This window comes from Pseudomonas sp. HR96, from assembly GCF_034059295.1.
In the GTDB taxonomy this organism is placed as follows: Bacteria; Pseudomonadota; Gammaproteobacteria; order Pseudomonadales; family Pseudomonadaceae; genus Aquipseudomonas.
Map to the genome: position 1 here is coordinate 3,401,134 of NZ_CP139141.1, position 11,537 is coordinate 3,412,670.

An 11,537-nucleotide genomic window follows, 5' to 3' on the forward strand; every position below is an offset into this window, starting at 1 on the left:
CGGTGGCATTTGCGCAGCGGTTACTCCGGCTTGCTGAATCGCCAGATCCCGAACGGCGTGCGCCAGGGCTCGATGCGCATCCATTGGGTCTTGCCGTACCAGGTCCAGCGATGGCCGGTCATCAGGTCTTCGCCATAGGAGGCCGCATTGTCGTCCAGCCCCAACTCCCACAACGGCAGTTCGAAGTTGGCTTCCTGGGCGTTGTGCGGATCGAGGCTGACGGCGACCAGAATGAAATTCTGGCGATCGGCCGTGCGTTTGCCGAAGTACAGGATGTTGTCGTTGTAGGCCTGGTAGAACTCGACCCCCAGATGCGTCTGCAATGCCGGGTTCTGCCGGCGGATGCGGTTGAGCTGAGCGATTTCGGCAATGATGTTGCCCGCCTGGGTGTAGTCGCGCGGGCGGATCTCGTACTTCTCCGAGTCCAGGTACTCTTCCTTGCCCGGGATGGGCGCGGATTCACACAGTTCGAAACCGGAGTACATGCCCCACAGCCCCGAACCCATGGTCGCCAGCGCAGCGCGGATGAGGAAACCCGCGCGCCCGGAGTCGTGCAGGAAGAAGGGGTTGATGTCCGGAGTGTTGACGAAGAAGTTGGGCCGGTAGCACCACGACAGCGGCGGCGAGTTCAGCTCGCCAAGGTAGGTCGCCAACTCGGTTTTGCTGTTGCGCCAGGTGAAATAGGTGTAGCTCTGGGAATAACCGACCTTGCCCAGCCGCGCCATCATCGCCGGCTTGGTGAAGGCCTCGGCGAGAAACATCACCGACGGATCCTTGCTGCGCACGTCCTCGATCAGCCACTGCCAGAACGGCAAGGGCTTGGTGTGCGGGTTGTCGACCCGGAAAACCTTCACGCCCTCCTCGACCCAGCCGAGGATCACGTCGCGCAGCTCCAGCCACAGGCCGGGCACGGCGTCGGCGGCATAGAAATCGACGTTGACGATGTCCTGGTATTTTTTCGGCGGGTTTTCCGCGTAGCGGATGGTGCCGTCCGGGCGCCATGAGAACCAGCCAGGATGCTGCTGCAGCCAAGGGTGGTCCTGAGAACACTGGATGGCGAAATCCAGGGCGATTTCCAGGCCATGCTCGGCGGCGGCGGCCACCAGCCGACGGAAGTCTTCGCGGCTGCCTAGCTGCGGGTGGATGGCGTCATGGCCACCGTCGGCGCTCCCGATGGCATAGGGGCTGCCGACATCATCCGGGCCGGCGGTTAGGGAATTGTTGGGGCCCTTGCGGTGGGCGCGACCGATGGGGTGGATGGGCGGGAAATACAGCACATCAAAACCCATGTCGCGGATCATCGGCAGGCGGTTATGCACGTCGTTGAAAGTGCCGTGGCGCGACTTGTCATCGGTGATCGAGCGTGGGAACAGCTCGTACCAACTGGCGAATTGCGCTAGCGAGCGCTCCACTTCGACGGGAAACTCGGCGCTTTTGCTGAGAAACGCGCGGTGATCGGCCGACGCCATCAAGGTGGCGGTTTCACTGTGCAGCAAGAGTTCGACCTGAGCCTCGCTGTCGAGGCCGGCAAGCCGGTCATGGAGGGCCATCAGCGACGCCTTCAGCGCGTCATCGCTGCGCTCGGCACTGTTGAGAATATGCAGCCGGCCTTCTTCCAACTCCAGTTTGATGGGCACGGCGGCAGCGTATTTCTTGCCCAACTCGTATTGGTAACTGGCGAACTGGTCGATCCAGGCTTCGATGGCGAACACGTGGCGGCCGACCGTATCAATGGTCAGCGACGCCTGCCAGCTGTCGTTGCCCAGGTCGCGCATGCCGACGCTGTGCCAGTCACTTGCATTGACTTCGCGCCAGCGCAGCACGACGGCCAGCTTGTCATGACCATCGGCGTAGACCTTGCTGTCCACGGTCAGGGTCTGGCCAACCACCGCCTTGACCGCGAACAGGCCACCCTCGATCACAGGGGTGGTCGACTCGATCACGATGCGCGGCAGTAACAGCGCCTGCGAGAGGCTCAGGGGCTGCCCCTGGGTCGCCTGCTGATCGGCGTTCTGGCCGGCTTCGAAAGGTTGATCTGCAGTCATCGAGCATTGCTCCTTTACGCCCCATGGACGCACATGTTCGGGTTCAGGTCGGTTGTACACCGGCCCGCCTGGCCTCGCGCGCAACTCGCGGAGAGCACTCGCGCAGAACAGTGGGGTTATTACTGCTTATGTTCGAAGCCCGGGCCGAGGGGAAAGTTCAGATGGATTCGCGCGCCAGTGCCGTATCAGGCCATGGGGATCGAACGGCATTGACCGGGGTCAACAGAATGTACGAATGCTCGCCCGACCGCCATCTTCGAGGACTGTGCCATGACATTGCCCATACCCGCTGAAACACCGGATCCGAACATCGACGACCCAGAGATTCCGCCTCCGGTGATTGACCCGACCGAAGTGCCGCCAGTCCCGGTCAAGCCGCCAGAAGGCGACCCTCCGACCGATGTACCCGCCCGCCAGGTATGATTCCCCTAGGTGACTCGGCCCGGCCATGGGCGCAGCTTAGCCGCTGTGCGCTCGGACGCCAGGCGGGTCACCCTGAATCTGATACGTTATATTTCTGTTACCGCTCGCCTGTTCTGTTTCCGCGCCCGCTGGCATAGTAGGGACCCTCCCTGCGCCGCAGACACCATGAAACGCTACGAGAAATTCGCCGACGAGATTGCCGAACTGATCCGCACCGGCGTGCTGGCGGCCGACGCCCGCGTGCCCTCGGTACGCTACGCCAGCCAGTCCTACGGGATCAGCCCCTCCACGGTGTTCCAGGCCTATTACTTGCTGGAGCGCCGGGGCCTGATCAGGGCGATGCCGCGCTCGGGCTACTTCGTCAATCCTTCGCTCACCGGCCACCTGGGCGAGCCCAGCGTCAGCCCCGCCTCGGGCGAGACCACCCCGGTGGACGTCAGCGAACTGGTGTTCTCGATCCTCAGCTCAATCAAGAACCCACAAACCGTCGCGTTTGGTTCGGCCTTCCCCAGCCCGACACTGTTTCCACTGCAGCGCCTGGCGCGTTCGCTGGCCAGCACCAGTCGCAGCATGGACCCCAACCTGGTGGTGACCGACCTGTCACCGGGCAACCCGCACCTGCGCCGGCAGATCGCCTTGCGCTACCGGGTGGCTGGCATGGCCGTCACGGCCGATGAATTGCTGATCACCAACGGCGCGCTGGAAGCCCTGAATTTGTGCCTGCAGGCAGTGACGGAGCCGGGCGACCTGGTGGCGATCGAGTCCCCGGCCTTTTATGCCTGCCTGCAGGTGCTGGAGCGCCTGAAACTGCGCGCGGTGGAGATCCCCGTGCACCCGCGCGACGGCATCGACCTGCAAGTGCTCGCCGAACACCTGCAGCGCCTGCCCATCAAGGCCTGCTGGAGCATGAGCAACTTCCAGAATCCGATGGGCGCCAGCATGCCCGAGGCACGCAAGCAGGCGCTGGTCGCGCTGCTGGAGCGTTATCAGGTGCCGCTGATCGAGGATGACGTATACGCCGAGCTCTACTATGGCCAGCATGCACCCAAGCCGTGCAAAGCTTTCGACCAGGACGGCCTGGTGCTGCACTGCGGCTCCTTTGCCAAGAGCCTGGCACCTGGCTACCGCATTGGCTGGGTGGCCGCTGGACGCTACGCGCAGAAAATCGAACGCCTCAAATTGATGACCTCGCTCTGCGCGTCGATGCCGGCACAGGCTGCGATCGCCGACTACCTCGAGCACGGCGGTTATGACCGCCACCTGCGCAAGCTGCGCCAGGCGCTGGAGCAGCAACAACGAGCGATGCTGGCAGCGGTGGCGCGTTACCTGCCCGCCGACACCCGAGTGAGCCGCCCTGCCGGTGGCTATTTCCTCTGGCTGGAGTTGCCCACTGGCGTGGACTCGCTCGAACTGTTTCGTCAGGCGCTGGCCCAGGGCATCAGCATCGCCCCGGGGCCGATCTTCTCTCCTACCCGGCGTTTTCGCCACTGCGTGCGCCTGAATTACGGCAAACCCTGGGACAAGGATTCGGAACAGGCGATGGCCACGCTCGGCCGGCTGATCAGCGCGCTAGCCTGATTGTTCCATCAATCCGATGCATGAATCACATCAAGCAACTTGATGGGTTATTCATTTACTGGAACGGTTCAGTCGCTATGCTGGTCTGCTAGTTCTCGCTCCATCAATCAAAAGGTGACAACACCCATGGCCAAGACTTACAGCTACGCTGCCAAGGATCCCAAGGATTCGCTCAAGCCCTTCACCTTCGAACGTCGCGCGCCGGGTGCCGATGACGTCCAGATCGATATCCTCTACTGCGGCGTCTGCCACTCCGACCTGCACACCGCCCGCAACGAATGGCACAACACCCTCTACCCGTCGGTACCTGGCCATGAAATCGTCGGCCGCGTGACTGCCGTAGGCTCTGCCGTGACCAAGTTCAAGGTCGGCGACCTGGCCGGTGTCGGCTGCATGGTCGACAGCTGCCAGCACTGTGCATCGTGCGCAGAGGGCGAAGAACAGTATTGCGAGAACGGCTTCACCGGCACCTACAACGGCCCGGTGTTCGGAGGCGAAAACACCTACGGCGGCTATTCGGACAACATCGTGGTCAAGGAAAAGTTCGTCCTGCACATCTCCCACGACGAAGCTGACCTGGCTGCCGTGGCGCCGCTGCTGTGCGCAGGCATCACCACCTATTCGCCCCTGCACCACTGGAAAGTCGGCCCCGGCATGAAGGTCGGCGTGGTCGGCCTGGGTGGCCTCGGCCATATGGCGGTGAAGATCGCCCACGCCATGGGCGCCCACGTGGTGCTGTTCACCACCTCGCCGAACAAGCGCGAAGACGGCCTGCGCCTGGGCGCCAGCGAAGTGGTGGTGTCCAAAAACCCGGATGAAATGGCCAAGCAGGTCAACAGCCTGGACTTCATCCTCAACACCGTGGCGGCGCCCCACGACCTGGATGTTTTCCTCAACCTGCTCAAGCGCGATGGCACCATGACCCTGGTCGGCGCCCCAGACAGCCCGCACCCCTCGCCAGGCGTGTTCAACCTGATCTTCAAGCGCCGCAGCCTGGCTGGCTCGTTGATCGGCGGCATCCAGGAGACCCAGGACATGCTGGATTTCTGCGCCAAGCACGGCATTCTCTCGGACATCGAGATGATCGACATCCAGACCATCAACGAGTCCTACGAGCGCATGGTCAAGGGCGACGTGAAATACCGCTTCGTGATCGACATGGCAAGCCTGAAGAAAGAAGCCGCTGCGGCTTGATGGCTTGACCTCGGTGGTGTCGGGCGGCCGGTTGCCGGTCGCTGACGCTGCCGCTGCCATCGCGAGCCAAGCCTGCTCGCGATGGCCACCTTTCCTTTCCTGAGCGCCATCCGCTCAGAGCATCAACTGCATCCCTTGGTCGGGCCTCAGGTTCAAGTGCTGAACGCTCACAGCCGTTTTCACGCCGCGCTCAAATCCCGCCCAATGCCAGGTCCATGGCGAAATAGGTGAAGATCAGGTCCGCGCCTGCACGCTTGATCGCGCCAAGGCTCTCGCGTACCACGCGCCCTTCATCGATGGCACCGGCCTGGGCGCCGAATTTGATCATGGCGTATTCGCCGCTGACCTGATAGGCCGCCAGCGGCAGGCGCGAGGCTTCGCGGATGTCGCGAATGATGTCCAGATAGGCCCCGGCCGGCTTGACCATCAGCGCGTCGGCACCCTCCTGCTCGTCGAGCAGCGACTCGCGCACCGCTTCACGGCGGTTCATCGGGTTCATCTGGTAGCTCTTGCGGTCACCCTTGAGGGCGCTGCCGCCGGCTTCGCGGAATGGGCCATAAAGCGAGGAGGCAAACTTGGTCGAATACGCCATGATCGAAGTGTCATGAAAGCCCGCCCCGTCCAGCGCGGCACGGATGGCCTGAACCTGACCGTCCATGGCCGCCGAAGGCGCGATGAAGTCGGCACCCGCCCGGGCAGCCACCACGGCCTGGCGGCCGAGGTTGACCAAAGTGGCGTCGTTGTCGACCTTGCCGTCATGCAGCACGCCACAGTGGCCGTGGGCGGTGTATTCGCAAAAACAGGTGTCGGACATGACGATCATTTCCGGCACCGCCTCCTTGCAGATGCGATTGATCCGCGCCACCAGGCCGTTGTCGTTCCAGGTGTCGCTGCCATCGTCATCCAGGTGGTGGGAAACGCCGAAGGTCATCACCGACTTGATGCCAGCTCGCGCGTAGCGCTCGATCTCGCTGGCCAGGCGCGACTCGGGAATGCGCCGCACCCCTGGCATGCTGTTGATCGGCACGAAGTCGTCGATCTCCTCTTCGACGAAAATCGGCAGCACCAGATCGTCGAGGCTGAACTCCACTTCCTGGAACAGCGACCGCAGGCTTTCGGAACCCCGCAGGCGGCGTGGGCGTGTGTACGGAAACTGACTGGACATCTTGCAACCTTGCATGAAGAAACATGGGCGATATTGCCTGGCTGGCCACGAGCTTATGCCCGCCGCAGGTGCAGGAACAAGCGCCCGCCAACGAAACTTCATTGCGCGCTTTGCAACAATTGCCTCGCCAACTGCATCAACACTTGCGCCAACAATTGCAGCAGGCCGGCTCGACGTCGGTCGCTGCGGATCAAAGTGCTGTGCGACTATCGAACACTCGCGTATCAGCTAGCATTGACACTGTCTGGAAGGTGCTGATAAATATGTACTATCCAGTTAGTTTTGCTCGTTCGCGCTTCATTACTGGCCCAAGAGATTCAATAATAAAAACAACGGAGACACAGCATGAGCAGCCCCGCAGACACTTCGTCGCACGGCTCCACACAGTCGAAGAAAGCCACCGCCAGCGGTTGGATCGGCTCGGCGCTGGAATACTACGACTTCTTTATCTACGCCCAGGCAGCGGCGCTGATATTCCCGCAGATCTTTTTCCCCAACACCGACCCCAAAGTCGCCATCGTCGCTTCGTTGGCCACTTATGGCGTGGGCTACGTGGCGCGCCCTATCGGGGCATTCTTCCTGGGTCACTGGGGAGACACCCGCGGGCGCAAGAACGTACTGCTGTTGTGCATGTTCATGATGGGGTTTGCGACCATGGCGGTGGGGCTGCTGCCTACCTATGGCCAGGTCGGCGTGCTGGCTCCGTTGCTGCTGGTGATCCTGCGCCTGATCCAGGGTTTCGCGGTGGCCGGGGAGATTTCCGGGGCCAGCTCGATGATCCTCGAACATGCCCCGTTCGGCCGACGCGGATTCTTTGCCAGCTTCACCCTGCAGGGCGTGCAGGCCGGGCAGATCTTCGCCGCCGCGATCTTTCTGCCATTGGCCTACTTCATGCCGGACGAGGCCTTCAATACCTGGGGCTGGCGCATTCCGTTCCTGCTGAGCGCCATCGTGCTGATCGCCGGCTACATCATCCGCAAGGAAGTCCACGAAACCCCGGCCTTCACCAAGGAAGAGCAAGCCAGCAGCGTAGCCCGCTCGCCGATCAAGGATGCGTTCAAGCACAGCTGGAAAAGCATGGCCCTGGTGGTGTGCATGGCGCTGATGAACGTGATCCCGGTGGTTGCCACCATCTTCGGCGCCGCCTATGCCGTGCAGCCTGCCTACGGCATCGGCTTCGCCAAAAGCGTGTACCTGTGGATTCCGGTGGTGGGCAATATCATCGCGGTGCTGGTCATCCCGTTCGTGGGCAACCTGTCGGACAAGATCGGCCGGCGCCCAACCATGATCTTCGGCTGCCTGAGCTCCGGACTGCTGTCGTTCGGCTACCTGTATGCGATCAGCATCCACAGCGTACCGCTGGCCATGGCCATGTCGTTCCTGATGTGGGGCGTGTTCTACCAGGGCTACAACGCGGTGTTTCCAAGCTTTTACCCGGAGCTGTTCCACACTCGCTATCGCGTATCGGCCATGGCCATTGCGCAGAACGTCGGCACGCTGATCACCGCGCTGTTGCCAGCCCTGTTCGCCGCCTATGCGCCACCCGGTTCGACCGATATCCCGCTGATCGTCGGCAGCATGGCATTCGGCATTACCATCATCGCCGCCGCTGCGGCCTACTTTGCCCCGGAGACTTATCGTATCCCGATGAATGAACTGGGCAAGCCTGATGCCAAGGCGATGGAGAAGAAAGAGTACGATGAGGCGCGTTCGCGGGCCCTCAGTGTTTCGGTGTAGGCGCGCGTTGCGGTAAATCAGGCGCAGCCCCGAGCCGGGGCATCATGATGCCCCGCATCAAGTCGCAAGCCCGCGAGTCGTCGATCATCGATCAATGACTCGCGGGCTTGCTCATTTTTGCAGCCTGAAAAAGGCCGCAGTGCGGTTGCCGGGAGATATTTGCGCATATCCGTATGGATGATCCTGCCAACCCGGCGTAAGCTCCCCGCCACTGCCCTCACTGCCGACGCCGCGCCCCATGAAACCGTCCGACATTTTCCATACGGCCGCCGAGCATCACCGCCGCTACGAGCTGCTGGTCCAGTCGGTCATGGACTACGCCATCTACATGCTCGACCTGGATGGCCGGATCATCACCTGGAACGCCGGCGCCCAGCGCATCAAGGGCTACAGCACCGAGGACATCATCGGCCAGCACTTCTCGCGATTCTTCGGCGCCGATGATCAGGCCGACGGCAAGCCGCACCGCCTGCTCAGCCAGGCCTACGCCCAAGGTCGCTGCCAGGATGAAGGCTGGCGGGTACGCAAGGACGGCAGCCGCTTCTGGGCCCGGATCGCCCTGGACCTGATCCGCGACGACAGCGGCAACCCGATCGGCTTCGCCAAGGTCACCCGCGATATCACCGAGCGCCATGAGGCCGAGCGTCAGCTCGACCAGGTACGGGCCGAGCTGTTCCAGGCACAGAAGCTCGAGGCCCTCGGGCAGCTGACCGGTGGCCTGGCCCACGACTTCAACAACCTGCTGACGATCATCCTCAGCTCGGCGAAGATGGCGCAAAAAAGCGCCAACCCCGAGCGGGTGGCGGCCATGCTGGCGAATATCGTCGACGCCGGTGAACGCGGCAGCCGCCTGACCCGCCAGTTGCTGACGTTTGCCCGGCACAAGGAGGCCGGCAGCCAGCGACTGGACGTTGGCGAAATGCTCGCCACCACCCAAGCGCTGCTGGCCCAGGCGTTGCCCAAGCGCATCACACTGCAGGTGCAGGCCCCACCGGACCTGTGGCAGGTAGACGCCGACCCCAGCCAGCTGGAAATGGTCCTGCTCAATCTGACGCTCAATGCCCGCGACGCCATCAGCGCCGAGGGCTGCATCCATGTGCACGCCAGCAACCAGCATCTGGACGAAGGCACCCATGGCCTGCTGGGGGATTTCGTCTGCATCACCGTCGCCGACACCGGCGCCGGCATCGACGAGTACACCCGCCAGCGGATCTTCGAGCCGTTCTTCACGACCAAGGCGTTCGGCCAGGGTACCGGGCTGGGGCTCAGCCAGGCCTACGGCTTCGCACGCCACGTCAATGGTGACCTGCGAGTCGACAGCGTGGTGGGGGAAGGTACGCAGATGCACCTGTACATTCCGGCGGCCTTATAGCGGATAGCGCAAAAAGTGCCATGCGACGATTCTGAAAAGCGGGTTAGAATTGACCGATCAGATCGACAGCCCGTTTTCGCGCCCCATTCCTGGCTCGGAACGAGGCAAGCACCGTACTCATGACAAAAGGCAGCCCGATATTGGAACAGCTAAAACGCCTTGCAACCGGAATCGTCGGCTTCGACGCTCTATTGAAAGGTGGCCTGGTGGCCGGTGCTTCATACATCGTCCAGGGCCGACCCGGCTCGGGCAAGACCATCCTCGCCAACCAGCTGGGCTTTTACCACGTGCGCGAAGGTGGCCGTGTGCTGGTGGCGACATTGCTCTCCGAATCCCACGAGCGGCTGTTCCAGTACCTGTCCACCCTGTCCTTCTTCGACCCCTCGCGCATCGGCAACGAGATCCAGTTCGTCAGCGCCTTCGACACCCTTGAGAATGAAGGGCTGGACGAAGTGGTCAAGCTGCTGCGCCGCGAAATCGTCCGCCAGAAAGCCACGGTATTGATCGTCGACGGCTTGCTCAACGCCCGTTCCAAGGCCGAATCGCAGATCGACACCAAGAAGTTCATCGCCGAACTGCAAGGCCACGCCGCCTTCGCCGGCTGCACCGTGCTGTTCCTGACCAGCTCGCGGCTGGACGACGGCAGCCCGGAACACACCATGGTCGATGGCGTCATCGAGCTGGGCGAAGAGCTGTTCGGTACCCGCTCGGTGCGCCGCATCCAGCTGCGCAAGACCCGCGGTAGCGGCGCCCTCTCCGGCCTGCACGAATGCGAGATCACCGACGACGGCCTGGTCATCTACCCACGCCTGGAAAGCCTGTACAGCCGCCCGTCCCATGTCGAAACCACCGACATGAAGCCGCTGCCCAGCGGCGTTCCGGCCCTGGACGGGCTGATCGGCGGCGGCCTGCCGCGCGCCTCGGTGACCCTGGCCATGGGCCCCTCCGGGGTCGGCAAGACCACCCTGGGCATTCGTTTTCTCAGCGTCGCCACGCCTGAGGAGCCGGGGCTGCACTTCGGCTTCTACGAAACCCCAGACCGTCTGCGCGCCAAAGCCAACGCCATCGGCGTCGACTTCGCCAGCATGGAAGAAACCGGTGCACTGCACATGGCCTGGCAGCCGACCACCGAAGGCCTGCTCGACGGCCTCGGTGCGCGCCTGCTGAGGCTGGTGGACCAACACGGCATCAAGCGGGTGAGCATCGACAGCTTCGGCGGCATGACCCGCATGGCCAACAACCCGGCCCGCCTGACCCCGTTCTTCAGCGCCCTGATGGGCGAACTGCGCGCCCGCGGCGTACTGGTGTTCGCCTCCTGGGAGATCCGCGGCCTGTTCGGCCCCGAGCTGGACGCGCCCAGCCCGGACCTGTCGAGCATCGTCGACAACATCCTGGTGCTGCGCTTCGTGGAGTATGAGTCTGAACTTAAACGCCTGTTATCCATCCTTAAGATAAGAGACAGCGTTTACGATCCCGCTTTGCTGGAGCTGGTCGTCAACGACCATGGGGTCGATTTGAGGAAGGCTTTCAAAAATGCAGAAGCCGTTATGTCGGGCAGCGCATCGACGATATCGAAGCCGTGAATGCGACGGAGTCGAGCTGACATGGCTACTATCCTGATCGTCGACGACGAGTACGTGATCGCCGATATCCTGGGCTATGCCCTCGAGGATGAAGGCTACACGGTCGTCAAGGCCGGCAATGGCCGCAAGGGCCTGGAAATCCTCGAGCGCGATCGGCCGACGCTGGTAATTACCGACTTCATGATGCCGCTGATGGATGGCCTGGAGTTCGCCAGGGCCATCCGTGAGCGGCCGGCGTTCGAGCAGACTCCAATCGTGCTCATGTCCGGCGCCCAAGCCAATCTTGGCCGCGACAATCCCCATATATTCGCTGCGGTTTTCGACAAGCCCTTCGACATCGACAAGGTGATTGCCAAGGTCAGTGAACTGCTCGGCGAGGAGACACATTAGGCGCTTTTTTCTCGGCACCGCCGCACCATTTCCTTTCCCTGCAATCTGAT

8 protein-coding genes are annotated in these 11,537 nt (G+C 62.5%); 6 read left to right on the forward strand and 2 right to left on the reverse strand.

What is annotated here, in order from left to right; all coding sequences use genetic code 11:
• Positions 1 to 20: 20 nt before the first annotated feature.
• A complete protein-coding gene (locus SFA35_RS15220) occupies positions 21 to 2,045 on the reverse strand; it encodes an alpha-1,4-glucan--maltose-1-phosphate maltosyltransferase (protein WP_320571371.1) in 2,025 nt (674 codons plus the stop codon).
• A gap of 588 nt (positions 2,046 to 2,633) precedes the next feature.
• Between SFA35_RS15220 and mapR the strand changes: the two genes are divergently transcribed.
• Together mapR and SFA35_RS15230 are read left to right on the forward strand one after the other, a co-directional pair.
• Complete coding sequence (gene mapR, locus SFA35_RS15225) at positions 2,634 to 4,046, forward strand: GntR family transcriptional regulator MpaR (RefSeq protein WP_320571372.1); 1,413 nt, start codon at positions 2,634 to 2,636, stop codon at positions 4,044 to 4,046.
• Positions 4,047 to 4,172: 126 nt separating this feature from the next.
• Positions 4,173 to 5,240, forward strand: a complete 1,068-nt coding sequence (locus SFA35_RS15230; RefSeq protein WP_320571373.1) for an NAD(P)-dependent alcohol dehydrogenase — start codon at positions 4,173 to 4,175, stop codon at positions 5,238 to 5,240.
• A gap of 190 nt (positions 5,241 to 5,430) precedes the next feature.
• Here SFA35_RS15230 and hemB read toward each other — a convergent pair whose 3' ends face one another.
• Positions 5,431 to 6,405 (reverse strand): porphobilinogen synthase, encoded by a 975-nt coding sequence (gene hemB / locus SFA35_RS15235; protein WP_320571374.1) that lies wholly within the window; start codon positions 6,403 to 6,405, stop codon positions 5,431 to 5,433.
• Positions 6,406 to 6,750: 345 nt separating this feature from the next.
• On the opposite strand from hemB, the gene SFA35_RS15240 reads away from it, so the two are divergent.
• The 4 genes from SFA35_RS15240 (at position 6,751) to SFA35_RS15255 (ending at position 11,487) form a co-directional block, all read left to right on the forward strand.
• Complete coding sequence (locus tag SFA35_RS15240; RefSeq protein WP_320571375.1) at positions 6,751 to 8,142, forward strand: MFS transporter; 1,392 nt, start codon at positions 6,751 to 6,753, stop codon at positions 8,140 to 8,142.
• 238 nt (positions 8,143 to 8,380) lie between these two features.
• On the forward strand, positions 8,381 to 9,514 hold the full coding sequence (locus tag SFA35_RS15245; protein WP_320571376.1) for a PAS domain S-box protein: 1,134 nt from the start codon (positions 8,381 to 8,383) through the stop codon (positions 9,512 to 9,514).
• Positions 9,515 to 9,651: 137 nt separating this feature from the next.
• A complete protein-coding gene (locus tag SFA35_RS15250; RefSeq protein ID WP_320579057.1) occupies positions 9,652 to 11,097 on the forward strand; it encodes an ATPase domain-containing protein in 1,446 nt (481 codons plus the stop codon).
• Between the two features lie 21 nt (positions 11,098 to 11,118).
• A complete protein-coding gene (locus SFA35_RS15255) occupies positions 11,119 to 11,487 on the forward strand; it encodes a response regulator (protein ID WP_320571377.1) in 369 nt (122 codons plus the stop codon).
• The last annotated feature ends 50 nt before the right edge of the window (positions 11,488 to 11,537 follow it).